21 protein-coding genes are annotated in these 24,415 nt (G+C 69.8%); 13 read left to right on the forward strand and 8 right to left on the reverse strand.

Features of this window, described 5'->3' with window-relative positions; genetic code table 11:
• Window positions 1-4: 4 nt before the first annotated feature.
• The 4 genes from ACFVXC_RS40230 to ACFVXC_RS40245 all read left to right on the forward strand — a co-directional run bounded on the left by ACFVXC_RS40230 (window position 5) and on the right by ACFVXC_RS40245 (window position 4,525).
• A complete protein-coding gene (locus ACFVXC_RS40230; RefSeq protein WP_389916404.1) occupies window positions 5-1,174 on the forward strand; it encodes an energy-coupling factor transporter transmembrane component T in 1,170 nt (389 codons plus the stop codon).
• Window positions 1,171-2,880: an ABC transporter ATP-binding protein gene (locus tag ACFVXC_RS40235; RefSeq protein ID WP_389916406.1), complete on the forward strand. Its 1,710-nt coding sequence runs from the start codon at window positions 1,171-1,173 to the stop codon at window positions 2,878-2,880. The genes ACFVXC_RS40230 and ACFVXC_RS40235 overlap by 4 nt, the downstream gene beginning before the upstream one ends.
• Window positions 2,877-3,725: an ECF transporter S component gene (locus ACFVXC_RS40240; protein ID WP_389916408.1), complete on the forward strand. Its 849-nt coding sequence runs from the start codon at window positions 2,877-2,879 to the stop codon at window positions 3,723-3,725. The genes ACFVXC_RS40235 and ACFVXC_RS40240 overlap by 4 nt, the downstream gene beginning before the upstream one ends.
• A gap of 344 nt (window positions 3,726-4,069) precedes the next feature.
• Entirely contained in the window at window positions 4,070-4,525 is a 456-nt protein-coding gene (locus tag ACFVXC_RS40245) for a lytic transglycosylase domain-containing protein (RefSeq protein ID WP_389916410.1), read from the forward strand.
• Between the two features lie 116 nt (window positions 4,526-4,641).
• Here ACFVXC_RS40245 and ACFVXC_RS40250 read toward each other — a convergent pair whose 3' ends face one another.
• Complete coding sequence (locus tag ACFVXC_RS40250; protein WP_389916412.1) at window positions 4,642-5,811, reverse strand: steroid 3-ketoacyl-CoA thiolase; 1,170 nt, start codon at window positions 5,809-5,811, stop codon at window positions 4,642-4,644.
• A gap of 294 nt (window positions 5,812-6,105) precedes the next feature.
• Here ACFVXC_RS40250 and ACFVXC_RS40255 point away from each other — a divergent pair, with 294 nt between their 5' ends.
• Together ACFVXC_RS40255 and ACFVXC_RS40260 are read left to right on the forward strand one after the other, a co-directional pair.
• Window positions 6,106-7,350, forward strand: a complete 1,245-nt coding sequence (locus ACFVXC_RS40255; protein ID WP_389916414.1) for a cytochrome P450 — start codon at window positions 6,106-6,108, stop codon at window positions 7,348-7,350.
• Window positions 7,351-7,550: 200 nt separating this feature from the next.
• On the forward strand, window positions 7,551-9,173 hold the full coding sequence (locus ACFVXC_RS40260) for a glycosyltransferase family 87 protein (RefSeq protein WP_389916416.1): 1,623 nt from the start codon (window positions 7,551-7,553) through the stop codon (window positions 9,171-9,173).
• Here ACFVXC_RS40260 and ACFVXC_RS40265 read toward each other — a convergent pair.
• Complete coding sequence (locus ACFVXC_RS40265; RefSeq protein ID WP_389916418.1) at window positions 9,127-11,205, reverse strand: bifunctional glycosyltransferase 87/phosphatase PAP2 family protein; 2,079 nt, start codon at window positions 11,203-11,205, stop codon at window positions 9,127-9,129. The genes ACFVXC_RS40260 and ACFVXC_RS40265 overlap by 47 nt on opposite strands.
• 516 nt (window positions 11,206-11,721) lie before the next feature.
• On the opposite strand from ACFVXC_RS40265, the gene proP reads away from it, so the two are divergent.
• Window positions 11,722-13,176 carry a glycine betaine/L-proline transporter ProP gene (gene proP / locus ACFVXC_RS40270; protein WP_389916420.1) on the forward strand — a complete coding sequence of 485 codons (1,455 nt, stop codon included), beginning with the start codon at window positions 11,722-11,724 and terminating at the stop codon, window positions 13,174-13,176.
• Between the two features lie 127 nt (window positions 13,177-13,303).
• Here proP and ACFVXC_RS40275 read toward each other — a convergent pair whose 3' ends face one another.
• Window positions 13,304-14,422, reverse strand: coding sequence for a serpin family protein (locus tag ACFVXC_RS40275; RefSeq protein WP_389916422.1), 1,119 nt, complete (start codon window positions 14,420-14,422; stop codon window positions 13,304-13,306).
• A 146-nt stretch (window positions 14,423-14,568) separates the two neighbouring features.
• On the opposite strand from ACFVXC_RS40275, the gene ACFVXC_RS40280 reads away from it, so the two are divergent.
• Window positions 14,569-15,237, forward strand: a complete 669-nt coding sequence (locus ACFVXC_RS40280) for an O-methyltransferase (RefSeq protein WP_389916424.1) — start codon at window positions 14,569-14,571, stop codon at window positions 15,235-15,237.
• A 31-nt stretch (window positions 15,238-15,268) separates the two neighbouring features.
• On the opposite strand, the gene ACFVXC_RS40285 is transcribed toward ACFVXC_RS40280, so the two are convergent.
• On the reverse strand, window positions 15,269-15,661 hold the full coding sequence (locus ACFVXC_RS40285; protein ID WP_389916426.1) for a hypothetical protein: 393 nt from the start codon (window positions 15,659-15,661) through the stop codon (window positions 15,269-15,271).
• Between the two features lie 187 nt (window positions 15,662-15,848).
• Here ACFVXC_RS40285 and ACFVXC_RS40290 point away from each other — a divergent pair, with 187 nt between their 5' ends.
• Window positions 15,849-16,166, forward strand: a complete 318-nt coding sequence (locus ACFVXC_RS40290; protein ID WP_389916427.1) for an antibiotic biosynthesis monooxygenase family protein — start codon at window positions 15,849-15,851, stop codon at window positions 16,164-16,166.
• A gap of 213 nt (window positions 16,167-16,379) precedes the next feature.
• Here ACFVXC_RS40290 and ACFVXC_RS40295 read toward each other — a convergent pair whose 3' ends face one another.
• Window positions 16,380-16,871, reverse strand: a complete 492-nt coding sequence (locus tag ACFVXC_RS40295; protein ID WP_389916429.1) for a hypothetical protein — start codon at window positions 16,869-16,871, stop codon at window positions 16,380-16,382.
• Window positions 16,872-17,620: 749 nt separating this feature from the next.
• Between ACFVXC_RS40295 and ACFVXC_RS40300 the strand changes: the two genes are divergently transcribed.
• Entirely contained in the window at window positions 17,621-18,541 is a 921-nt protein-coding gene (locus ACFVXC_RS40300; RefSeq protein ID WP_389916430.1) for a phosphotransferase enzyme family protein, read from the forward strand.
• A 3-nt stretch (window positions 18,542-18,544) separates the two neighbouring features.
• On the opposite strand, the gene ACFVXC_RS40305 is transcribed toward ACFVXC_RS40300, so the two are convergent.
• On the reverse strand, window positions 18,545-19,915 hold the full coding sequence (locus ACFVXC_RS40305) for a sporulation protein (protein WP_389916432.1): 1,371 nt from the start codon (window positions 19,913-19,915) through the stop codon (window positions 18,545-18,547).
• 297 nt (window positions 19,916-20,212) lie between these two features.
• Here ACFVXC_RS40305 and ACFVXC_RS40310 point away from each other — a divergent pair, with 297 nt between their 5' ends.
• Complete coding sequence (locus ACFVXC_RS40310) at window positions 20,213-20,689, forward strand: ATP-binding protein (RefSeq protein WP_389916464.1); 477 nt, start codon at window positions 20,213-20,215, stop codon at window positions 20,687-20,689.
• Window positions 20,690-21,081: 392 nt separating this feature from the next.
• On the opposite strand, the gene ACFVXC_RS40315 is transcribed toward ACFVXC_RS40310, so the two are convergent.
• Window positions 21,082-21,333, reverse strand: a complete 252-nt coding sequence (locus ACFVXC_RS40315) for a hypothetical protein (protein WP_389916434.1) — start codon at window positions 21,331-21,333, stop codon at window positions 21,082-21,084.
• Between the two features lie 236 nt (window positions 21,334-21,569).
• Here ACFVXC_RS40315 and ACFVXC_RS40320 point away from each other — a divergent pair, with 236 nt between their 5' ends.
• Both ACFVXC_RS40320 and ACFVXC_RS40325 read left to right on the forward strand, forming a co-directional pair.
• Window positions 21,570-22,103 carry a GNAT family N-acetyltransferase gene (locus ACFVXC_RS40320; protein ID WP_389916436.1) on the forward strand — a complete coding sequence of 178 codons (534 nt, stop codon included), beginning with the start codon at window positions 21,570-21,572 and terminating at the stop codon, window positions 22,101-22,103.
• A gap of 525 nt (window positions 22,104-22,628) precedes the next feature.
• Window positions 22,629-23,378: a peptidoglycan-binding protein gene (locus ACFVXC_RS40325; protein WP_389916438.1), complete on the forward strand. Its 750-nt coding sequence runs from the start codon at window positions 22,629-22,631 to the stop codon at window positions 23,376-23,378.
• Between the two features lie 241 nt (window positions 23,379-23,619).
• On the opposite strand, the gene ACFVXC_RS40330 is transcribed toward ACFVXC_RS40325, so the two are convergent.
• Window positions 23,620-24,285 carry an HAD-IA family hydrolase gene (locus ACFVXC_RS40330; RefSeq protein ID WP_389916440.1) on the reverse strand — a complete coding sequence of 222 codons (666 nt, stop codon included), beginning with the start codon at window positions 24,283-24,285 and terminating at the stop codon, window positions 23,620-23,622.
• Window positions 24,286-24,415: the final 130 nt, after the last annotated feature.

Consider the following 24,415-nt stretch of genomic DNA (forward strand, 5'->3'; position numbering starts at 1 on the left):
CGCCATGAACGATCACCCGAGCACCGCACCCGGTGCGCTGCGGCGGCGGCTCGCCCCCCGAGCGCACCGGAGCAACGCGCTGCACCCGGGCGCCTGGTGGGTGTGGGCGCTCGGGCTCGGCGTCGCGGCGTCCCGCACCACCAATCCCCTGCTGCTCGGTCTCCTCATCGGGGTCGCGGGCTACGTCGTCGCGGCACGCAGGACGTCGGCACCGTGGGCACGGTCGTACGGCGCCTTCGTGAAGCTGGGTCTCGTCGTGATCGCGATCCGGCTCGTCTTCGCCGTCGTCCTCGGCTCCCCCATCCCCGGTACGCACGTCATCGTGACGCTCCCCGAAGTGCCGCTGCCCGACTGGGCGAAGGGCGTGCGGATCGGTGGCAGGGTGACGGCCGAGGGGCTGCTCTTCGCGCTCTACGACGGGGTGCGCCTCGCGGGACTCCTCATCTGTGTCGGCGCCGCCAACGCCCTCGCGAGCCCGGCCCGGCTGCTCAAGTCGCTGCCGGGCGCGCTGTACGAGGTGGGGGTCGCCATCGTCGTCGCGATGACGTTCGCGCCGAATCTGATCATGGACGTGCAGCGGCTGCGGGCCGCGCGGCGCCTTCGCGGGCGTGCGGACAAGGGCATCCGGGGGCTGCTCCAGGTCGGCCTCCCGGTCCTTGAGGGCGCCCTTGAGCGGTCGGTCGCCCTGGCCGCCGCGATGGACGCGCGCGGCTTCGGCCGCAGCGCTCCGGTGCCCGCAGGGGTGCGCAGGGCCACGGCGGTACTGACGCTCGGCGGCCTGATGGGCGTCTGCGCGGGAACGTACGGCCTGCTCACGGCGGGAGGCACGGGCTACGGTCTGCCGGTCCTGGCCGTCGGCCTGCTCGCGGCCCTCGCCGGCCTGCGCCTCGGCGGCCGGCGCTCCGTCCGCACCCGCTACCGCCCCGACCCCTGGGGCGTCCGCGCCTGGCTCGTCGCGGGATCGGGGATCGCGGTGGCGGGCCTGATGATCTGGGCCTCCTCGTACGACGCTGGCGCCCTGCACCCCGGAGTCGTCCCCCTGACGGCGCCGACGCTGCCGCTGTGGCCCGCGGCGGCCGTCCTTGTCGGCCTGCTGCCCGCCTTCGTGGCGCCGGTGCCCGCCGATTCCGCCGCCCCTGTTTCCACCCGCGTTCGCTCCAAGGAGTCCTCATGATCCGCTTCGAGGATGTCTCCGTGACGTACGAAGGGGTCACCGAGCCCACCGTGCGCGGGGTCGATCTCGCCGTGCCCGAGGGCGAGTTGGTGCTCCTCGTCGGGCCTTCGGGGGTCGGCAAGTCGACGCTGCTCGGCACGGTGAGCGGGCTCGTGCCGCACTTCACCGGGGGCACCCTGCGGGGCCGTGTGACGGTGGCGGGGCGCGACACCCGTACCCACAAGCCGCGTGAACTCGCCGACGTCGTCGGCACGGTGGGCCAGGACCCGCTCTCGCACTTCGTGACGGACACCGTCGAGGACGAGCTCGCGTACGGCATGGAGTCGCTCGGGCTCGCCCCCGACGTGATGCGCCGCCGGGTCGAGGAGACCCTCGACCTGCTCGGCCTCGCCGAGCTGCGCGACCGCCCCATCAGCACGCTCTCCGGCGGTCAGCAGCAGCGCGTCGCCATCGGCTCGGTGCTCACGCCGCACCCCCGGGTCCTCGTGCTCGACGAACCGACGTCGGCCCTCGACCCGGCCGCCGCCGAGGAGGTACTCGCCGTACTGCAGCGCCTCGTCCACGACCTGGGCACGACGATCCTGATGGCCGAGCACCGCCTGGAGCGGGTCGTCCAGTACGCGGACCAGGTGCTGCTGCTCGCGGCGCCGGGCCAGGCGCCCGTGCTCGGGGATCCCGCCGAGCTGATGGCGCTCTCGCCCGTCCACCCGCCGGTGGTGGGCCTCGGCCGCCTCGCGGGCTGGTCACCGCTGCCACTGACGGTGCGGGACGCACGGCGCAGGGCGGGCCCGCTGCGGGAGCGGCTGGCTCTCGCGGGTTCCGGGCCCCATGAACGCGAGGAAGCCGCGGCCACGCCGCCCGCGCCGCGCCGCCCGGCCCCGCGCGGGCGCACGAAGCCGGACGCCCCTGAGCCCGCCGCCGCGAGCGTCACCGCCCTCGCCGTCCGCCGGGGCCGCGTGGAGGCCCTGCGCCGCGTGGACCTCACCGTCCGCGCGGGCGAGACGGTGGCCCTGATGGGCCGCAACGGCGCCGGGAAGTCCACGCTCCTCTCGACGCTGGTGGGCCTGCTCGAACCGGCGGCGGGCTCGGTGCGCGTAGGCGGCGCGGTCCCGCACCGCACGGGCCCGCGCGAGCTGATCCGCCACGTGGGCCTGGTCCCCCAGGAGCCGAGGGACCTCCTCTACGCGGACACGGTGGCCGCCGAGTGCGCCGCCGCCGACCATGACGCGGCGGCGCAGGCGGGCACCTGCCGCGCCCTGGTCACCGAGCTGCTTCCCGGCATCGCGGACCACACCCACCCCCGCGACCTGTCGGAGGGCCAGCGCCTCACGCTCGCCCTGGCGATCGTCCTGACCGCCCGCCCTCCTCTGCTCCTCCTCGACGAGCCGACCCGGGGCCTCGACTACGCGGCCAAGGCCCGTCTGGTCACGCTCCTGCGCGGCCTGGCCGCCGAAGGCCATGCGATCGTCCTGGCCACGCACGACGTGGAACTGGCGGCGGAGCTCGCCCACCGGGTGGCGATCCTCGCCGACGGCGAGATCGTCGCGGACGGCCCGACCCCGGAGATCGTGGTCTCGTCCCCGTCCTTCGCCCCGCAGACCACCAAGATCCTCGCCCCGCAGAAGTGGCTGACGGTCACGGAGGTACGAAACGCGCTGCGTACGGAGGCCGGGACGGAGACCGGGACGGAGGGCGGCACCCCGTGAGCCCCGCTCCCGTCACCGGCCGAACCGCTGCCCGCCAGGCCCGCCCCATCCGCCTCGGCCCGCGCTCCATCGGCGCCCTCGCGCTCGTCAGCGCGGTCGGCGTCGTGGCCTTCGGGTGGCCGCTCATCGCGAGCGGGGAATCGGGGCTCAGCGCGCACGCCCAGGACGCGCCCTGGCTGTTCGCGGCGCTGCTGCCGCTCCTCCTTGCCGTCGTCGTGGCGACCATCGCCGATGCCGGGCTCGACGCGAAGGCCATCGCGATGCTCGGGGTGCTCGCCGCGGCGGGGGCCGCGCTGCGGCCACTGGGGGCGGGGACGGCCGGGATCGAGCCGATGTTCTTCCTCATGGTGCTCAGCGGGCGCGTGCTCGGGCCCGGTTTCGGGTTCGTGCTCGGCGCCGTGTCCATGTTCGCCTCGGCGCTCCTGACCGGGGGCGTCGGGCCGTGGATGCCGTTCCAGATGCTGTCCATGGGGTGGGTCTGCATGGGCGCCGGGCTGCTGCCGGGTGCCCACGGCCTGCGCGGGCGGCGCGAGCTGTGGCTGCTCGCCGCGTACGGAGCCGTCTCGTCCGTCCTCTACGGCACCGTCATGAACCTCCAGGGCTGGCCCTACATCGGAGGCCTCGCGACCGGCGTCTCCTTCGTGCCCGGCGACCCCGTCGGCGACAACCTCGGCCGCTTCATCGCGTACTGCCTCGCCACCTCCCTCGGCTGGGACCTGCCCCGCGCCGTCGTCACCGTCCTGCTGAGCCTCGCCCTGGGGCCCGCCGTCCTGAAGGCGCTGCGCCGGGCCACGCGCAGGGCCGCCTTCGAGGCCCAGGTCACATTCCAGGGGCCCAAGGCGTAGGCGACTGCCCGCTCTCCGTCACATGGAGCGCCTCTCGGGGTGAGGCGGCGCACAGGTCTTTGGTCCTCTACGAAGGGGCCTCGTAGATCATCCTTTTTGTCGCGGACGCGTCAACACCCGCCCCGACCTGGGGATTGAGAGCCACGTCACACGAAGGACCTTCTTCCTGCGTGCGACATCCACTAGTAAAAGGGGTCATTGCGGAGACGCGTCAGCCCTGTTTCTCTGGATCGAGTCGCACAGCGCCACCGGCTCAGGCCCCCGGCGCCGACGCATTCCCCCAGCCACACCCCCGTGGCCCACGGCATGCCCGCGACACCATGTTCCCCACGGAAGGTCACGCTTTGTCCGCCACGCTTTTCCGCCGTATCGCCACCCCGAAGAAGGCCCTCGCCGGTGCCGCCGTGGCCGTCGCCACGACCGGCATGGTGTTCAGCGCCGGCGCGGCCCAGGCCGCCGCCCCGACCGAGGCGAAGGCCGCGGCCCCCGCCGCCGCTCCCGCCGCGGCGCCTTCCTCGGCCAAGGCGATCGCGAAGAAGATGATCAAGGACCCCGCTCAGTACAAGGCGTTCAGCAAGATCGTGGAGCACGAGAGCGGCTGGAACCACAAGGCCACGAACTCCTCCTCCGGCGCCTACGGCCTGGTCCAGGCCCTGCCCGCCTCGAAGATGGCGTCGGCGGGCTCGGACTGGAAGACCAACCCCGAGACCCAGATCAAGTGGGGCCTCGACTACATGAACGACCGCTACGGCAGCCCCGTCGGCGCCTGGAACCACTGGCAGGCCAACGGCTCCTACTGAGCCGTCGGGACTCCCTGGAGCAGGGCTCCCTGAAGCAGGGCTCCCTGAAGCGCAAGAAGGCGGCCACCCCCGGAGAGGGGGTGGCCGCCTTCTTCGTACGCGAGGGAGCGGTCCACTCAAAGCCGCTGGATGATCGTGCCTGTAGCCACAGCCCCACCCGCGCACATCGTGACCAGCGCGAACTCCTTGTCGCGGCGCTCCAGCTCATGCAGAGCGGTGGCGATCAGACGCGCCCCGGTCGCCCCGACCGGGTGACCGAGGGCGATCGCGCCCCCGTTCACGTTCACCTTCTCCAGGTCCTGCTCGAAGACCTGCGCCCAGCTCAGGACCACCGAGGCGAACGCTTCGTTGATCTCCACGATGTCGATGTCCTTCAGGGACATCCCCGCCTTGCCGAGGACCGCCCGCGTCGCGTCGATCGGCCCGTCCAGATGGAAGTGCGGATCGGCCCCGACGAGCGCCTGCGCCACGATCCGCGCCCGCGGCTTCAGCTTCAGGGCCCGCGCCATCCGCTTCGACGCCCACATGATCGCCGCCGCGCCGTCCGAGATCTGCGAGGAGTTGCCCGCGGTGTGCACGGCGGTCGGCATCACCGGCTTGAGCCGCTCCAGGCCCTCCATCGACGTGTCCCGCAGCCCCTCGTCCCGGTCGACGAGCCGCCACATGCCCTGCCCGGCGGCCTGCTCGTCCTCCGTCGTGGGGACCTGGACGGCGAACGTCTCGCGTTTGAAGCGCTCCTCGGCCCAGGCGGTGGCGGCCCGCTCCTGCGAGATGAGGCCGAGCGAGTCGACGTTCTCCCGCGTGAGACCCCGGTTGCGGGCGATGCGCTCGGCCGCCTCGAACTGATTGGGCAGGTCTACGTTCCATTCCTCGGGGAACGGCTTGCCGGGACCGTGCTTGGAGCCGGATCCCAGCGGCACCCGTGACATCGCCTCGACGCCACAGCTGATCCCCACGTCGATGACACCGGCCGCGACCATGTTCGCGACCATGTGGCTCGCCTGCTGCGACGAGCCGCACTGACAGTCCACCGTCGTCGCGGCGGTCTCGTACGGAAGACCCATCGTGAGCCAGGCCGTGCGCGCCGGATTCATGGACTGCTCCCCGGCGTGGGTCACGGTGCCGCCCACGATCTGCTCGACGCAGTCCGCCTGAATGCCCGTGCGTCCGAGGAGTTCTCGGTAGGTCTCGCCGAGCAGATAGGCGGGGTGGAGATTGGCGAGCGCGCCGCCGCGCTTACCTATGGGGGTGCGTACGGCTTCGACGATGACAGGTTCCGCGGCCATGGGCGTCCTCTCCATCCACATCCCGCGGGGGCGTCCCGGCACCCACACGGAGAACTAGTACGCGTTCTAGTTCTGCATGCAGTCTGCTGAGCCGGGGCCCGGCACCGCAAGGGGCTTGCACGCACCTTGCGCAGTACCTGCACAGCGGGACCTCCCCCGCTCATTGAGAGTTCGGGGAAGACGGCCCGCCGTGAGCCTTGCCTCTTGTAGAACCCGTTACTACCTTGCGGAGCATCTCCTGATGGACCGTCAGGAGAAAAGTGACGCTGCCCGACTGAGCTCCTGGAGTTGCCGATGCCCTGTCCAGCGCTGCCCGACGGGTTCGACTTCACCGACCCCGACCTGCTCCAAGAGCGCGTACCCCACCCGGAGTTCGCCCAGCTGCGGCAGACGGAACCGGTGCGCTGGATCGCCCAGCCGCCGCGCATATCCGGCTTCGACGACGCGGGCTACTGGGCCGTCACGCGGCACGCGGACGTCAAGTACGTCTCCACGCACCCGGAGTTGTTCTCCTCGAACCTCAACACCGCGGTCATCCGCTTCAACGAGACGATCAGCCGCGACCAGATCGAGGTCCAGAAGCTGATCATGCTGAACATGGACCCGCCCGAGCACACGCGGGTCCGCCAGATCGTGCAGCGCGGCTTCACGCCCCGCGCCATACGTTCGCTCGAGGACGCCCTGCGCGACCGGGCGGGCTCCATCGTCGAGACGGCCCTGGCGAACGCCGCGGCCGACGGCTCCTTCGACTTCGTCACGAACGTCGCCGTCGAACTCCCCCTCCAGGCCATCGCCGAGCTCATCGGCGTACCCCAGGACGACCGGACGAAGATCTTCGACTGGTCCAACAAGATGGCGGCCTACGACGATCCGGAGTACGCGATCACCGAGGAGATCGGCGCCGAGGCGGCCATGGAGATCGTCTCGTACGCGATGAACCTCGCCGCCGCCCGCAAGGAGTGCCCGGCCAAGGACATCGTCAGCCAGCTGGTGGCGGCCGAGGACGAGGGCAACCTCTCCTCCGACGAGTTCGGCTTCTTCGTCATCCTGCTCGCGGTGGCCGGAAACGAGACGACCCGTAACGCCATCACCCACGGTATGCACGCCTTCCTCACGCACCCCGAGCAGTGGGAGCTCTTCAAGCGCGAGCGCCCCGAGACCACCGCCGAGGAGATAGTGCGCTGGGCGACCCCCGTCGTCTCCTTCCAGCGCACCGCGACCCAGGACACCGAGCTGGAGGGCACGACGATCAAGAAGGGCGACCGGGTCGGCATCTTCTACTCCTCGGCCAACAACGACCCCGAAGTGTTCGACGAGCCGGAGAAGTTCGACATCTCCCGCGACCCGAACCCGCACCTCGGATTCGGCGGCGGAGGCCCGCACTTCTGCCTCGGCAAGTCGCTCGCCGTCCTGGAGATCAACCTCATCTTCAACGCCATCGCGGACGCCCTGCCCGATCTGCGTCTGGTCTCCGACCCCCGCAGGCTCCGCTCGGCCTGGCTGAACGGAGTCAAGGAACTGCAGGTCAACACCAGCTGACCTGCCGCCAGGGAGGCAGGGGCGCTCTTCCCTACGCCCCGCCCCTGCCTTCCCTCGGCTGTCGACAGCGGCCAAGGTGGATATCCGGCCAGGTGCCGCCCACAGCCAACGTTTCCGTTGCGTTACGCGTCTTGAGAAGCAAGCCTTTCCTCTTCTTGCCTCTTTCCGCCTCTCCAAGACTTCGAACGGAAACGGTCGCTGTGGTCTCCGCCGATTTCTCCCTCGCGCCGTCGGGCAGCGCGCCCAAGGAGCGGAAGACCTCCCTCCGCGAGTTCCGCCGACGCCACCGCATACCGCTCATCGCCACCCTGCCCACGCTTCCGCTGTACGCGGTGTGGGCGGCGTTCCTCGCCACCGGCGGCGGTGACCTGGCGGCGCAGGAGGCCTGGGCGCGCTTCGCCTCCGAGCACGGGGCGTCCGCGTACGGCCTGTTCTGGTACGGCGGCATGCACACCGCCAACTACAGCCTGATCTCGCCCTACTTGATGGCCGCCCTCGGCGTGAAGACGGTGACGGTGGTGTCGGGCGTCGCCGGGGCCTGGCTGGCCGCCGCGCTGATCGAACGCACCGGGGCGCGGCGCCCGCTGTGGCCCGCGGTGCTCGCCTCGCTCGCGGTGTGGTGCAACGTCGCGTCGGGGCGCACCACGTTCGCGCTCGGCATCGCCTTCGGGTTCGCCGCGTGTCTGGTGCTCGTGCGGGAACGGCGCGTGGGGGCCGCCGTGGTGTGCGCGGCCCTCGCCACCATGTCCAGCCCGGTGGCGGGCCTCTTCCTCGTGGTGGCGGGCGCCGCCTATTTCCTCGTACGTGACTGGGGGCGGGCAGCGGCGCTCATCGTGCCGCCGGTGGTGGTCGTGGGGGCGACGACCGTGCTCTTCCCCTTCAACGGCGAGCAGTTGATGCCGTTCGACCGGATCTTCCCGCCCGTGGTCTTCAGCCTCGCGCTCATCGCGGCGGCGCCGCGCGAGTGGCGGGTGCTGCGGTGGGGCGCCGGGGTGTACGCGGCCGGGACGGTCCTGACGTATCTCATCCCCTCCCCCATCGGCACGAACGTGGAGCGCCTCGCCGAACTGCTCGCGCCCGCCGCGCTCCTGGCCGCGCTCCTGATGCCCTCGCTGTCCCGTGTACGCCGGACCGTGCTCATCAGCGCGCTCGTCCTGTCCACCGCCTGGGTGGGGCAGAAGACGGCGGACGATCTGACGGTGTCGACGACCGTGCCCAAGTGGGCCGCCGACACCAAGGGCGTGGTGGACGAGCTGGCGCGGCTCGGCGCCGACCGGGGGCGCGTGGAGGTGGTCCCGGCCCGCAATCACCGCGAGGCCACGGCGCTTGCCCCGTACGTGAACATGGCGCGCGGCTGGAACCGGCAGCTCGACATCGAGCGTGGCCGCCTCTTCTACGACGGGTCCTTCTCGGCCGCCACCTACCGGGCGTGGCTGGACAAGTGGGCCGTCGGCTATGTGGTGCTGCCCTCCGGCAAGCCGGACGGGTTCGCCGAGGACGAGGCGGCCCTCGTCGCCAGTGGCCCCAAGTGGCTTGAGCCGGTGTGGCGGGACGCGAACTGGCGGGTGCTCCGCGTGAAGGACCCGGTGCCGATGGTGTCGGAGCCCGCGTCCGTCGTGCAGTCGACCGGCTCGGCCATGGTGGTCCGCGTTCCCACGCGTAAGCCGGTGACGCTGCGCCTGGTGTACTCGCCGTGGCTGCGGGCGGAGGGAGCCTGCCTGAAGCGGCACGGCGACTTCACCCGTCTTACGGTGTCCACGCCGGGGACGTACAAGATCAGCTCGGGGTACGGTCCTTCGCCGAGTCCTTCGACATGTCGATGACCGGCTCCGCGCCCATGACCGGCTCCGCCCCCGTCGCCACCTTGAGGGTCCTGCCCACCCGGGGCCCCGCGAGGAGGTAGCCGAGGCCGAATCCGGCGCCCACGACGGTCGCGCCGCCCACCGCGTCGAGGACCCAGTGGTTCCCGGTGGCGACGATCGCGGAGACCGTGAACAGCGGGTGCAGCAGGCCGAGGGCCTTCATCCACCACTTCGGCGCGAGGGCCACGATCACCACACCGCACCACAGCGACCAGCCGAAGTGCAGCGAGGGCATCGCCGCGTACTGGTTGGTGAGCGCGGTCAGTGTGCCGTACTCCGGCTTGCTGAAGTCCTGCACGCCGTGGACCGTGTCGATGAAGCCGAGGCCGGGCATCAGACGCGGCGGGGCCAGCGGGTAGAGCCAGAACCCGACGAGCGCGAGGACCGTCGCGAAGCCGAGCGCGGAGCGTGCCCAGCGGTAGTCGGCGGGGCGCCGGACGTAGAGCACGCCGAGGACGGTCAGCGGCACCACGAAGTGGAACGACGTGTAGTAGAAGTTGAAGAACTCCTTGAGCCAGCCGATGTTCACCACCGCGTGGTTGACCCAGTGCTCGATGTCGATCCGCAGGAACCGCTCGATCGAGTGGATCTGTGCGCCGTGGTGCTCGGCGGTGGCACGCCCGCCCGAGTTCGTACCGCCCGTGGCGGCGAGCCGCGCCTGCTGGTAGGCGGAGTAGCCGACGCGGATCAGGAGCAGTTCGAGCAGCAGGTTCGGCCGTGTGGTGACCCGGCGCCAGAACGGGAGCAGCGGCACCCGGCTCCAGCGCGCGGGCGCGGGCCTGGCGTAGTCGGTGGGGATGGGCGCCTGGTACTGCGGAGCCGTACGGGACAGGAACGGCACGACGGTCGCCGCGGCGAGCGCGGCGATCAGCACGATGTTGTCCCGGATGGGCTCCACGACCGGCATGTTCGGCAGCATCATCTTCGCGGGCAGCGTCGAGACCAGGACGACGGCCACGGGCCACATGTACCGGTCGGACTGCTTCTTGCCGACCCTGCCGACCACCGCGAGCAGCACCCACAGGAGCTGGTGCTGCCAGGTCGTCGGCGAGACGGCGACCGCGACGCAGCCGGTGATCGCGACGGCGAGCAGGAGCTGGCCGTCCTTGGCGTAGCGGACGGCGCGGCGCAGGCCGAGCCCGATGACGGCCACCCCCAGGGCGACGAAGAGGCCGATCTCCAGCGGCCCTTCGAGGCCGAGCCTGAGCAGCGCGCCGTGCAGCGACTGGTTGGCAAGGCCGCCCGGGTTCGCGCCCAGGCCGGCTCCGGCCAGGTGGTGCACCCAGTACGTCCAGGAGTCGTGCGGCATCGCGGCCCAGGCGAGCGCGGTGCAGGCGAGGAAGGTGGCGCCGGTGGAGAGGGAGGCGCGCCTGCGGCCGGTGAACCAGAACAGGGCGGCGAAGAGCAGCACGGTGGGCTGGAGCGCGGCCCCTATGCCGATGAGGACTCCGCTGGCCCGTTCGCCCCGGACCGCGAAGCACCCGAGCAGCACGAGGAGCACGGGAATGACGCTGGTCTGGCCCAGGTAAAGCGTGTTGCGCACCGGGAGCGACAGCATCAGGAGGCAGATCGCGACGGGCGCGGCGAGCAGCGACGTGCGCCGGGCCACGGGCTGCGGAAGAGCGCGGGCCGCTACCAGGCCGAGGATCACGACCAGGGTCAGCGTGCCGAACGTCCAGCCCCAGCCGAGCGCCTGCTCGGCCGCGCGGGAGAAGGGCTTGAGCACGAGCCCGGCGAAGGGGGTGCCGGTGAACTTGTCCGTGTCGTAGAAGGAGCCGTTCACATGGAGGACGCCTTCCGGGCCGATCCAGGTCTCCAGATCGGTGAGCCGGTCCCCTTCCGGCGTGCGCAGGACGACGATCAGCTGCCGCACCGCCAGTACGGCGGCGATCAGCCAGAGGGCGGCACGGACCGCCCCGATCCGTGCCGTTGGTGTATCCGGCCCTCCGGCCCCAAAGGCATTTCCCGGTCCTCCGTGCTCAACATTCGCCACGCGTCGTCGGCCCTCCCGCCCCGCTCGTCATCCTCTGTTCGGTTCCAACGCCCGGTCGGCTCCGGGAGTTCTCCGTCGGCTCCGAGATGTGCCGGTCGGCTGCGGGGTCCGCAACCGGCTCCGGAAGGCTCGCGCCCTCGGGAGAGACGCGCGCAACCCCCATTTCACCTGTCAGTCACACCGCTTTCTACCGGCTTTTGTGTGGACTTCCTAACTGGCTGGATTCGCCCGACTGCCGCCGGATCTCCACAAACAGTCCACCCCCCGCACATGAGATGACTACCGAGACCAGGTCATACGGTTCCCCACCCAAGGCGCGACATAGATCACAAGGACGCCATCTCGCCACCGTCACAAGCGGAACCATTTGCCCTGGATAGCGGCACTTTCCCGGCAGTGTGCGGTTGACCGGGTACCCAACGTAATGATGCTGCCTACACCTATGGTCGTTTTCGAGCCGCCTCTCACCGGGCGGCTCTGTCCTTGTCGTCAACCGAGAGGCAGGCGAGCGAACCCTTGCCGGCAGCCGCATCCGCCGCACCCGTAGCTCGGCAGACCCAGGCCCCGCCGCCCACGTCGTCCGCGTCGCCCACGCCGCCCACGTCGTCCGCGTCGCCCACGCCCTCGTCGGCGGAGGTCACCGTCGTCGACCCTGCGCTGGTCAAGCGGGCTGTGAAGGCGGCCGCTCTCGGCAACGCGATGGAGTGGTTCGACTTCGGCGTCTACAGCTACATCGCCGTGACGCTGGGCAAGGTCTTCTTCCCGTCGGGCAACCCCACGGCCCAGCTGCTCTCCACCTTCGGCGCGTTCGCGGCGGCGTTCCTGATCCGCCCGCTCGGCGGCATGGTCTTCGGACCGCTCGGCGACCGCATCGGCCGCCAGAAGATTCTCGCCCTGACCATGATCATGATGGCGGCGGGCACTTTCGCGATCGGCCTGATCCCCTCCTACGCCTCCATCGGCGTGGGCGCCCCGATCCTCCTGCTGATCGCCCGCCTGGTGCAGGGCTTCTCGACGGGCGGCGAGTACGCGGGCGCGTCCACCTTCATCGCCGAGTACGCCCCCGACAAGAAGCGGGGCTTCTTCGGCAGCTGGCTGGAGTTCGGCACCCTCGCCGGCTACATCGGCGGCGCGGGCCTCGTGACCCTGATGACGGCGCTCCTGTCCTCCGAGGACCTCCTCACCTGGGGCTGGCGCATCCCGTTCCTGATCGCGGGTCCGATGGGCCTGATCGGCCTGTACCTGCGGATGAAGCTGGAGGAGACCCCGGCGTTCGCGGCGGAGCTCGCCAAGGCCCACAAGGACGAGCAGTCCCGTCCGAAGGTGCGCCTGCGCGACATGGTCACGGGTCAGTGGAAGGCGCTTCTCCTGTGTATGGGCCTCGTCCTGGTCTTCAACGTCACCGACTACATGCTGCTCTCGTACATGCCGAGCTATCTGACGAGCGAGCTCAAGTACGACGAGACGCACGGGCTCATGGTCGTGCTCGCCGTGATGGCGCTGATGATGTGCGTCCAGCCGTTCGCGGGCGCGCTGACGGACCGGGTCGGCCGCCGTCCGGTGATCGCCGCGGGCTGCGCGGGCTTCCTGCTCCTCTCGGTCCCCGCCCTGCTCCTGATCCGCGAGGGCTCGCTCTGGGCCATCGGCCTGGGGATGGCGGCGCTCGGCCTGCTCCTGGTCTGCTTCACGGCCTCGATGCCGTCGACACTCCCCGCGCTCTTCCCGACCAAGGTCCGCTACGGTTCGCTCTCCATCGGCTTCAACATCTCCGTGTCGATCTTCGGAGGCACGACACCGCTGGTCGTGACGGCGCTGATCGGGGCGACGGGGAACATGATGATGCCCGCGTACTACATGATGGCCGCGGCCGTGGTGGGCGGCATCGCGGTGTGGTTCGTGAGCGAGAGCGCGGGCAGGCCACTGCCGGGGTCGCCACCGGCGGTGGAGGCATCAAGCCCGGTCGGCGTCTGAGGCCGTCTTTTCGGGGGTCCAGGGGGCGGAGCCCCATGGTTTCGGGAACGGGCGGGGTCGGGGAAAGCCCCGCAGGGGCCCGCCCCACCCCGCAGGGGCCCGCCCCCACCCCGCAAGGGGCCCGCCCCTACCCCGTCGGCACCCCGGCCTGCCAAGCCGTGAACAAAGGCACCTCCCCACCCCCGTCAAGCACCACGACCCCAAAGGGCCGGTTAAAGGCGATCCACTCGATCCGCCGAGGCGCATACGCGCCACCCGGCGCCATAGGCACAGCCGTAACCGCCGCCGCCTCGACCCCCTCCTCCGCGACCTTCACCACCGCCTCCTGCACCACCTGCGATATCGCGAGCCGCTCCGGCGACATCCCGGAGAAGTCGGCCCCCTCGCTCATGGCCCACCGCACACCGAGCGCGGCCAACTGCTCCGTCGCGTCGACCCGTGTCCGCAAGGACAGCCGGGGCAGCGCCATGTTGATCTGCTCGGCGTCGATCCCGGTCCACCGCCCCTCAGGCGCCCACGCGAGCGGCAGCACTTCAGCCGCCCCCGCCCCCGGCTCGCCGAGCACGAACCGCACCCGGGCAGGCGCCCGCCCGCCCTCCGCCCGGCACTTCAGCTCGACGACGCTCGCGCCACCCACCGTCCAGGCGCAGTTCAGCGGAACGGGCCGATGCATGGTGGGCACCCGGTGCCGCACGCCGAACGCGTCCGTGAAGTCCTGGTCGCGTGTGCCCGCCCCTTCGAAAGGGGTCTCCCAACGCGCTTTGAGAGCAAGGGCATTGACGAGGACGAGCAGCACATCCGGAGTGATCACCACCGGCAGCCGCTGGATCAGACCGTCCGTCGCCTCCCGCACCCACGCGTCGACGTCGTCTGGGTCCATCGGCCCGAATCCCACGTCCGGCAGCGCTTCCCGATAGGCGCGGTACACCGGAACCCGGCTCCACACCCGGGTGGCGACGGCCATCGCGTCCGTACCGGCCAGAGCGCGCGCGGCTCCCCTCACCACACCGGCGGCCTCTTCACCCGCGACGCCGAGCAACTCCCGCAGCTCCCCGGCGGTCTCCTCCCGCGCGCCCACCGCGACGGCGGCCAGCGCGAGCCACAACCCGGCGGGCGAGCACACGAAGTCCCCCGCGCTCGCGTCGCTCCCCTGCTCCTTGCCCGGCGAAGCCATCAGCGGCAGCCATCGATCGGCGAGCCCCCGAATGGCCGACGCGGGCAACGCCCGCTCGGTCCCGTACGTCATCCCAACCCCCCGCAGCCCACAGCCCATGTGCGCCGGCCCGGTCCGACAACCCGGCCCGACAACCCCAGTATGCGAGTCCCCACTGACAATCGACCCTCACCCCACTAACATCTTTAGCGAACCTAATGAACCCCGGAAAGGCCCCCATGACCCAGCAGCAATGGAACGCGGTGGACACCTACTTCACCGGCCTGCTCGCCCCCGCCGACGACGCGCTGACCGCGGCCCTGCACGACAGCGACGCCGCCGGTCTTCCGCAGATCAGCGTGGCCCCGAACCAGGGCAAGCTGCTCCAGCTCCTCGCCCAGATCCAGGGCGCGCACCGCATCCTCGAGATCGGCACGCTCGGCGGCTACAGCACGATCTGGCTGGCCCGCGCCCTGCCCGCGGACGGCCGCCTGATCACCCTGGAGTACTCCCCGGTCCACGCCGACGTGGCCCGCGGCAACCTCGCCCGCGCCGGCCTCGACAAGCTGACCGAGGTCCGGGTGGGCCCGGCACTCGACTCGCTCGCCGAGCTGGTGGCCGAGGACGCGGCCCCCTTCGACCTGGTCTTCATCGACGCGGACAAGGCGAACAACTCGCACTACGTGGAGTGGTCGCTCAAGCTCACCCGCCCCGGCAGCCTGATCATCGTCGACAACGTCGTACGAAGCGGTCGGGTGGCCGACGCGGACAGCACCGATCCCAACGTCCAGGGCACGCGCGAGGCGCTCGAACTCATCGCCCGTCACCCGAAGCTGACCGGCACGGCACTGCAGACGGTGGGCACGAAGGGCTACGACGGCCTGGCCCTGGCCCGTGTACTGGACTGACCTCCAGCCCCCTCCCTGCCCCCCACCGCCCTCAACTCTCGTGAAAGAACCCGACGTTCACGCTGCGCGGCCCGGCACGATCGCGGATGACGACATCGCCGGAGCCGCCCCGGGGCAGCGGTGCCGTCCCTCCATACTCAAGAGGCGACGCCACCCCACCCACAGTGAGCCGTACCTCCGCCGCGGGTTCGGGTTGCGATCCGCGCAGCCAGGTGACGGCCCATGCCCCGTCAGGCCCGCAGCGGAACTCCAGATGCGTACGCGACACGAACAGCCAGTCATCGGGCGGCACCAGGCGGCACACGCCACCATCGCGTCCCACCCGCAACACGGCACCCGGCACGCTCGGCGCGTCCGCCATGAGCATGCCCGCGGTCGCCCCCTCATCCGCCCCGGCCAAAGAAGCCATGGTCAACTCCAGCACGTACGCTCCCCCACTCTCGCCGAACCGGACGCGAACCCCCGGAGCACGCCTCGACCCGCTCCGCACCGCGCCGCCGCATCCTAAATCGCCCTTGGCACGAAAGCACGGGTCATCGGAACAATGGACCTATGACCGAACGGAAGGCACCTGGACCGAGCGCGTCGGGGCCATGCGCGAGGATGGACGCATGAGCATCGTAAAGATCAACGTCCTGGCCGTACCCGCCGAGCAGCGGGAGATCCTGGAGAAGCGTTTCGCGTCCCGCGCCGGCGCCGTCGAGAACTCGGACGGCTTCGAGTGGTTCGAGCTTCTCCGCCCCATCGAGGGCACCGACGACTACCTGGTCTACACGCGGTGGCGTGACGAGGAGTCCTTCAAGGCGTGGATGGAAGGCCCGATGAAGTCGGCACACCAGGGCGGCGGGGAGCGGCCCAAGCCCGCGTCGACCAGTTCCGCGGTGTGGTCCTTCGAGGTCGTGACACAGGCCGCGCCCAAGAGCGAATAGCGAACACACCGAGTTGCAGTGTCGTCAGCGCGACTCGGCATCGACAAGCTCCGGCGCGTGCCCCACATCCAGATAGGCACGAGGACACGCGCCGCGGGTGGGTACGGGAGCCAAACTTGAAGAATCTCCCCAGGATGCCTGAGGGGTCCGCCCGCCCCATTGGGGTCAGCACGTGCCGCACGCAAGTCTGTACCCCCCCCTAGCGCCGCTGACTCAAGGTGCGCCTCCGGGGAGCCTCAAGTACTGAACCCAAAGCCCGAGCACCGCAGCAATGACGACAGCCGCAGACTCAGGGAGTTCAGCCCTGATGAGAACGAGGGCCAGTAGCGAGGCAACAACCGTAAAAAGGGTGACGAATAGGCCTCGACGCATCCGGTAGTTGCGTTGCGCGCTCTGCTGAAGCAATGCCGACGGGTCACCGATCGGTGTCGCCAAGGCCCTGACAGAACCGGAGGCCAGAACCTCAATGACACGTCTGACTTCCCGCAGCGCATGGTCACGCTCGCCCTCTCGATCGATCTCCACAGCATCGCGCAGTGATCTGATGTCTTGAGCTGCCGCACCGAAAATCTTCACCACCTCGACCATCGGGGTCCGGCTGTCCGGCAGAGCTCTCTTGAGCGCGTAGTGCTCCATGGAGTACGCAAGATACTCAAGATCTCTAACAGCGGGCGCTTGTGGTGGGCGGAACTCGCGGATGCGCACGTCTGCGTCTCCGTGGATCGCCGTGAGCAGGGTGTTGAAAGCACTACGAGCATTGCCAGACATAGGCCAGGTCGTCCAACGCGACTTCTGCGGTGTACTCGTCCAGAGCAGGACGAGCATGGTCAGAAAGAAGATCGCGAGGAACACAAACTGTGCGAGCGAGTCAGCCCAGACGCCAAGTTGGCTCCTGCTGACCCGTAGGGCCAGCAGTCCCCCCGTGGCCAATGCGAGACATGCCGTCGGCGCCCATCTGACGCCCATGCCACCGACCTCTGCTCCAGCAAGCACGTCTTCACGTCGTAGGTACCTTTGAGCTTCCGCGCTCAGTCGCATTGATTCGTCAAGACTTCGAACTTTCTCGGCGAGAGCCTCGCTCCTGCGCCTGGCCCGCCATCTCGCAACCGGGAGCGCTATTCGCTCCGAAAGCGTCAACGTATCGCGCCCGCCTGCACCAGCCGTCATGATCGACAAGCCGAGCGCGAGCACCCAGAGCCCTGCGAAGAATGCGCTATACACCGCCAACACGTGTTCCCCCGTTGCCTTCAGCCGTGCGCTGGCAAGTCCCGCGTACCGAAACTATGTTGCGCGACGCCCACCTCGCGGTACCGCAAGATCAAGAGATTCCTCCGATTGGGTGGACAGGGTCTATACCTACCTCGGTACCGTCGTGGTTGTGTCCGGCACGCACGGGTTGGTCACCCTTGGTGCGCGTCGGTTGATCGCGCGCGACAAGGGGAGCTGGTACGGGCATGGCGGTTGACGCTGCTCGGGGATCGGGCGAGGGGTTCACGTCGGAACGTGCGGTGCGGGTGATGGCTGTCGCATGCCAGGCTGCGGGACTCGACGACAGAGGGGCGGAGTTGATCCGTCTCGGAGAGAACGCGCTCTTCCGGCTGGCCTCCGTGCCGGTGATCGTGCGCATCGCGCGGTCTGTTGAGTATCTGCCGATGTCGCGCAATGAGGTGGCGGTGTCGCGCTGGTTGGCAGAGGAGGGTTTCCCGGCCGCACGAGTCGTCGATGACCTGGAGCAGCCGTTGCTGATAGACGGGCACCCGGTGACCTTCTGGCATCTGATCGTCGAGGGCGATCGGAAGGCGACCTATGGGGAGCTGGGGGCGATTCTGCGGGATCTGCACTCGATGACGTTGCCCGACGGCCTGGAGCTGCCTCCGTACAGCGTCTTCGGCAAGACGGAGCTGCGGCTCGAACGGCCGGTTGGCGTGCCGCAGGACGACATCGAGTTCCTGCGGAAGCGGGATCGTGAACTGCGGGACAAGTACGCGGAGCTGCGGTTCGAGTCGGCTAAGGGGCCGGTGCACGGTGACGCTCACGTGCAGAACCTCATGGTCGACGATCAAGGACAGGTGATCCTGATCGACTTCGAGAGCTTCGCTTTCGATCACCCCGAGTGGGATCTCATGGTGACGTCCGTGGAGCATCACAGTCTCGGGTGGCAGAGCGAAGCGCAGTACGCCGACTTCGTAGCCGCGTACGGACGTGATCTCTATGACTGGCACGGGTACGACACGGTGCGTGGAATTCAGGAATTCCACATGACGACGTGGCTCATGCAGAACGTCACTGAGGACGAGAAGACGGCGGCAGAGTACCGGCGCCGCATCGCCGGGCTGCGAAACGATGACGGCCCTCGGGACTGGCGGCCCTGGTAGCGGCTACTCGTCGTCCAGGCGGGCACCCGCGTCCCGCACCTTTTCGTTGAACATGGCGACCGTGGGGTTCGTGGAGTGCTGGCTGACCTCACGCTGGAAGTCGGTCACGTAGCGCTGGAAGCGGGCGGACTGGAGGGTGTCGCCACCGTCGACGGCAAGGCCGGCGGTGGTGACGGCGGCTTCCAATTCGCCGTTCAGTAGCTGACTCTGGGCGAGCACCATGCGGCAGAAGCCGAGGGTCCGGGCGTACTGCGGATCAGTGTTGTCCACGGCTCGCTGCGCGTGTTCGACGGCTTCGCGACGCTGCCTGAGATCTCGGAAGCAATGGCAGAACTCGCCCATGAGCTCGGCGCCGTCGAAGTAGCCCAGCCATTCCGGGTCTTCGGCGGTAGCTGCTCGCTCGAAGGATCGCTCGGCCTCGTTCATGGCCTGGCCTGCTCCGACGGGGTCCCCGGCGTTGGACAGAGCGCGGGCCTCCATCGCAGAGAACAGGGCCATGGCGCGCGGGGTGGCCTTGCCTTGGGCGCCCTCGACTCCTGCGCGGGCGAGTTGGATGGCCTGCGCGCGGTTGCCGAGGTAGTTCGCCTGGTGGCTGAGGTTGGACAGGATGCGGGCGCCGAACATCCTGTCGTCGACCACCTTCGTCAGGCGGAGGGTGGAGATCAGGTAGCGGTGTGAGAGCTGGTGGTTGCCGGTGTCGTAGGCCGTCCATGCGAGCAGCTGCGAGATCTCTGCTGCTGCTCCGAAGAGGGAGTTGCCGACCCTCTCGCTGTAGCTGGCGTTGAGCAGCGGCAAGACCTCGTGGCGGAAGTAGTGGCGCAGCGCCTTGTGTCCGTGGCCTCCGCCGTAGAGGAAGTCCAGTCGCATGAACATGTCGGCGGCGGTTCGGACAGCTCGTACGTCGCGCATGCCGACTCGCTGGGATGCGGGCCGGTCGGCCTGGATGCCGTCGGGTCGCGCGACCATCCATGACAGGACGGCTGTGCTCAAGTCTCCCTCAGAAACGATCAATCCGTCACCGGTCACCGACTCCGGACGCTCCTGGGCGAGGCTGTCGAGCGTGGTCAGTGCGTCGGGTAACGACTGTTGGTAGTCGACGTCCATCGGCTTGGTCTGCTCGGGCTGATCAGTGAATCCGAGGTCGGCCGCGGTGACCCTTCGGCCGAGTTTGGCGCTGAGAGCGTCCGCCATGATCGTGGCGGTGCGCGCCTGGATTCCTGAGCCAGCTCGCCAGCGCTGTACCGCAACGTGCGTCGTCCCGAGATCAGTTCCGCACTCCTGCGCAAGGTCACGCATGCGCTTGGCGAGTCCCTTGTTCGAGACTTTCGCCTCGTCCATGACGGAGATCAATTGCGCGTTCGACTCTCGGCTCATGCTCCCCTGCCAACCCGAGATTGACGGCTTGTGTTCATCGTGGCACAGGCCGCTGACCTCAGGGGGGTTCATGGGTGAACCCCCCTCCTCTTTGCCGGTGTTCACGTGAACCCCCTGGTGAACGCTCCCGATTGAGTGGCTCGCGCCGTTCACTGTTCGGCACATGGCGGCGGGTTAAAGGGCTCGCCGGGAATCAGGAGGAACGCGGTGGACACTCGGCAAAGCAAACGCACAGCGAGTACTCCGGAGGTCGCTCGGGCAGTGGCCCATCAGCGTGAGACGGCTCCGTCCTTGGCCATGGGGCACTTCAGGGCGCTGACGCTTTTCGCCGAGTCGGTGGATACCGTGCGTGCGGCGCGCGACATGACGGCGGTAACGCTCCAGAGATGGGGGCTCGGCCGCATGGCTGAGGATGCTCGGCTCGTCGTCTCAGAGCTCGTCGCCAACGTGGTGCACCACGCGGTGCCGGACGACTGCCGGTCTGAGCCCGGTGGCTCGCGTCGGATCGACGTGCTGCTGAAGATGTGGCCGGACTGGTTGTTCATCGGCGTCGTCGATGACGATTCCACGCCCCCTGATCTTCCGGTGGGTGAGTTCGTCTCCCCGGGATTGGCGGGTGACTTCAGTGAAGCCTTGCTGTCCGACCGGGGGCGCGGACTACTGATCGTCCAGAGTCTCGCGGATGCCGTGTGGTGGTCACCGGAGGAGGACGGCGGCAAGACCGTGTGGTGCCGCTTCGACCTCGACGGCGGTCTCATCGCCAGCCCGCCCTAGAGATCGCCGGGCCGTCGTCCCCCTGCAAGCTCCCACGCGATCGGGAGTGTGGGCGAAGGCCCGGTCATCGGCTGGAGTCTGACCGCTCCGGCCAAGGGGCACGGCCTCTCGGATCACTCCGGGGAGCTCGCTTCCCGAATGAGGGGCCGCGCCTCACAACTGAAGACCGAAAACCGGGCCACCCCGTCAGCCGTGGAACGCGCAGGGGCGGCCCCGCAGGGGACGCAGCAGTCTCCGGTGCCTGATGGTACCGGGGCTGCCGTGCTGCGTTTCCGCCTCGATACAAGGGAGTTGACGGCCCGATACCTATAACAGGGCAGAGGCGGGAAAACGGCATGAGGCCAGTTTTGAGCACGGCCTTGCTCCGCCATCCCAGAGCGGTGGGTGCGGGGCTATCGCGAGCTGTCTGCGAACGCCCGCTGGAGCAGCAGACGCAGCGCGGCGAACAACCCGCCGAGCCCCACAAGGAACAGGACTCCAGGAACCGAGGACGGATCAGCGATCCACACCATCAGAATGGCGGTCAGCGAGAGACCCGGATGCGCAGCTGTGAGCCAGGTTCCGAGCCGACTCCTGGGCAGAGTGATCGGCAACAGCGTCCACACGAAGAACAGCGCGATGACCACGATCGGAACAACGATCACGCACCCACCCCCAGGCCGAGAGCAACACCCGAGAGCAACAAGCCGAGAGCAACAAGCGTAGACAGTCGGCCGAGCTCACAGATGAGCTGGGGCTCGGAGGGGAGCGGGGCCCGCCGGGCTCACCATGATCGGGCTCGGCGTGAGCGTCGCCGTGACGGGGCGCACGGACTGAGCGGCGGGCAGGGCGTCGTAATTCGTTTGCGGGGCAGGGCGGTCGCCTCCCGAGAATGGCCCCCATGAGCAGCCATACCGATACCTCCTGGACCGTCGCCCCCGAAGCCGTCGACTCCCCTGTCGCCGCGGCGCTCTGGCGCTCGTACTACACGGAGGTCAGCGACCGGTACTACCTCCTCCACGAGAAGCGAAGGACCGCACCCGAAGAGCTGGAGCGCGAGGTCGCCGCGGAGAAGGGCGATGACCTCCGCCCGCCCACCGGCGTACTCCTCGTCGCCCGTCACGGGGGCGAGCCCGCGGGGACCGCCGGAGTGCGGCTCATGGGCGACATGAAGGGTGTCAGTACCGCCGAACTCAAGCGCGTCTTCGTCCGCGAGGACAAGCGCGGCATGGGCGGCGCCGCGCTCCTCCTCGCCGCCGCCGAGGACGCGGCCCGCGCGCTCGGTGCGGAGCGGATCGTCCTCGACACGCGCCTCGATCTGGCCGAGGCCAGGGCGCTCTACGCTCGGCACGGCTACGAGGAGAGCGAGCCGCTCACCGAGAGGGCGTACGCCGAGTGCTGGTACGCCAAGAAGCTGGCCCCGAAAGCCGGTTGAGAGCCACTGGCTGAAGCCGGGTGAGGGACACCCGCCCCTGAGGGGTGCGTGTCCTGGGAGCTCCTGCGTGTCCGCGGGATCCTTCTCCCTCTCCGGAACTCCTGTGCGTCCGCGGGATTCTTCTCCTTCTCCGCCCTCGTCCGTTGGATCCCTTATGGCCTGTTGAGGCCGGGATCTGCATAATCGCTTGAGTTCTCTAGGGGTGGGGTGCGAAAGGTGAGCAGCGCGGAAAGACGTCCGAACGGCGCCGATGGCGAACGAGGCGGTCGGCTGTGTCCCGAATGCGGTACGTCGCGGGAGCCGGGCAGCGCGCCTGCCTGCGGCTGTACGGAGCGGGCCGCCGACGCGGCGCGAGAGGCGAGGTCCGCGGACGCCGCCGCGGCGGAGGACTTCGATCCGCTGCGGATACGTCCTTATGTGACGCTGCCGGAGCCCGGGTCGGCGGACGGGGCTGTACCTGAACCGGAACCGGCCCCCTCGCTCCCCCTCCCGCCGGAGACGGGGGCTCCACCGCGGTCGGGGGACGTGGGGCTGTTCGCGGAGGGCGGTGCGTCGGAGGAGGGCGGTGCGCCGGAGGGTGGCGCGCCGGAGGGCGGTGCCTCGGAGTGCGACCCGCGCCTGTCCCCGCCCGCGCCCCCTCTGCCGTACGACGAGGAACCAGAGCCGCGGCGCATGCGTATCGGCCTGTACGCGAGCGCGGGCGCGGTGGCCGTGGTGACCGTCGCCGTGCTCGCGGCGGTGCTGCTCCCGCCCGACAAGCCGCAGCGGGACGACCGAGCGCTGCCGGACGTGCCGACACGCGCGGTGAACGCTCCGTCCGGTTCCGCAGCCAAGGAGTCGACGCCGACGACGGTTCTCCCGCCGCCCTCCGCGCCCGCGTCCTCGCCCTCGGACCCGCCCACGTCGCACGAGGCGAGCCCGTCGCAGTCCCCGTCAGGCACGGCCTCGGACAAGGCGAGGCCCACCCGGCCGCCGAGCCGCTCGACGGCGCGGGCGACGGATTCGGCGAAGTCGGACACACCGTCGTCCGACGCAGTCCTGAAGCAGGGCGACAAGGGCCCGGAGGTCGAGGAGTTGCAGCAGCGCCTGCAACAGCTGTACCTGTACGCGGGCGAGACCGACGGCACCTACGACGCCCCGGTCACGGACGCGGTGGCCCGTTTCCAGTTCGCCCGGGGAACGCAGAAAGACGCGAAGGGGGTCTACGGGGAGGAGACGCGGGCGGCACTTGAGGCGGAGACGTCGGAACCGCGGCAGCATCGTCGGCCACGGTAGCCGCGCCATCACGACTCGCCTCCTCAGCCGGGCACCGGGCGCCGAGCGCGGGGCGCGGGACGCCGAGCGCGGGGGCCGAGCGCCGAGCGCCAAGCGCCGAACAGCAAGGCGCCCGGCACCGCGAAGGTACCGGGCGTCAAGAAGCCTGAGCCGGGCATCAGGCGTGCCCGAGCCGAGCCCGAGCCACGCCTCGGCCGGACATCAGCCGAGTAGCCAAACGCCGATCGAGCCTCAACCGACGTCAGCCAAACGTCAGCCGAAGCTCCCCGCCCTCGGCAGGGGCGACCCGGACCTGCGTCAGGTCGGCGACATGCACGGTGGGCCCGAACTCCCCGGCCCTGGGGCCGATCCCCACGACCCGCATACCCGCCGCGAGCCCCGCGGCGATCCCCGCCCCGGAGTCCTCGAAGACAACGCAGTCAGCAGGGGCGAACCCGAGCTCGGCGGCCCCCTTGAGGAACCCCTCGGGATCGGGCTTGCTCGCCCCCACGCTCTCCGCTGTGACGCGCACGGCGGGAAGCGAGAGACCGGCGGCGGCCATCCGCCCGGTGGACAGCGGCACATCGGCGGACGTCACGAGCGCGTGCGGCAGCCCGTCGAGGGACGCCAGGAAGGCAGCGGCTCCCGGTATGGGAACGACGCCCTCCATGTCCGCGGTCTCGGCGGCCAGCATCTCGCGGTTCTCCGCGTAGTTCTCCTCCATGGGCCGCTCCGGCAGCAGCACCGCCATCGACGCGTACCCCTGCCGCCCGTGGACGACCTTGATGACCTCGTCGAAGTCGAGTCCGTGCCGCTCGGCCCAGCGCCGCCAGCAGCGCTCGACCACCGCGTCGGAGTTGACGAGGGTTCCGTCCATGTCCAGGAGGAGGGCCCGGGCGGTCAGAACAGAGGCGGTCTCGGCCGTCATCGGCGCACTCCAGAGCACAGAGAGAGTTTCCGCGGAGGAAGGGTCGCGGAAGGATCGCGAAGGAATCAAGGCAGCCCCGCCCGCCGGTCAGGGAACACGGGCGGAGCTACTTTGTTCCGCAAGGGTACAA

Source organism: Streptomyces sp. NPDC058257 (genome assembly GCF_042881845.1).
Taxonomy (GTDB): Bacteria; Actinomycetota; Actinomycetes; order Streptomycetales; family Streptomycetaceae; genus Streptomyces.

What these genes read in the sequence shown, in the direction of transcription:
- ACFVXC_RS40280 (WP_389916424.1), top strand. Translation starts at nt 14,569, where the DNA reads ATGACCCAGCAGCAATGGAACGCGGTGGACACCTACTTCACCGGCCTG.
- ACFVXC_RS40310 (WP_389916464.1), top strand. Translation starts at nt 20,213, where the DNA reads ATGGGGCACTTCAGGGCGCTGACGCTTTTCGCCGAGTCGGTGGATACC.
- ACFVXC_RS40330 (WP_389916440.1), bottom strand. Translation starts at nt 24,285, where the DNA reads ATGACGGCCGAGACCGCCTCTGTTCTGACCGCCCGGGCCCTCCTCCTG.
- ACFVXC_RS40275 (WP_389916422.1), bottom strand. Translation starts at nt 14,422, where the DNA reads ATGACGTACGGGACCGAGCGGGCGTTGCCCGCGTCGGCCATTCGGGGG.
- ACFVXC_RS40305 (WP_389916432.1), bottom strand. Translation starts at nt 19,915, where the DNA reads ATGAGCCGAGAGTCGAACGCGCAATTGATCTCCGTCATGGACGAGGCG.
- ACFVXC_RS40320 (WP_389916436.1), top strand. Translation starts at nt 21,570, where the DNA reads ATGAGCAGCCATACCGATACCTCCTGGACCGTCGCCCCCGAAGCCGTC.
- ACFVXC_RS40255 (WP_389916414.1), top strand. Translation starts at nt 6,106, where the DNA reads ATGCCCTGTCCAGCGCTGCCCGACGGGTTCGACTTCACCGACCCCGAC.
- ACFVXC_RS40290 (WP_389916427.1), top strand. Translation starts at nt 15,849, where the DNA reads ATGAGCATCGTAAAGATCAACGTCCTGGCCGTACCCGCCGAGCAGCGG.
- ACFVXC_RS40230 (WP_389916404.1), top strand. Translation starts at nt 5, where the DNA reads ATGAACGATCACCCGAGCACCGCACCCGGTGCGCTGCGGCGGCGGCTC.
- ACFVXC_RS40235 (WP_389916406.1), top strand. Translation starts at nt 1,171, where the DNA reads ATGATCCGCTTCGAGGATGTCTCCGTGACGTACGAAGGGGTCACCGAG.
- ACFVXC_RS40250 (WP_389916412.1), bottom strand. Translation starts at nt 5,811, where the DNA reads ATGGCCGCGGAACCTGTCATCGTCGAAGCCGTACGCACCCCCATAGGT.
- ACFVXC_RS40300 (WP_389916430.1), top strand. Translation starts at nt 17,621, where the DNA reads ATGGCGGTTGACGCTGCTCGGGGATCGGGCGAGGGGTTCACGTCGGAA.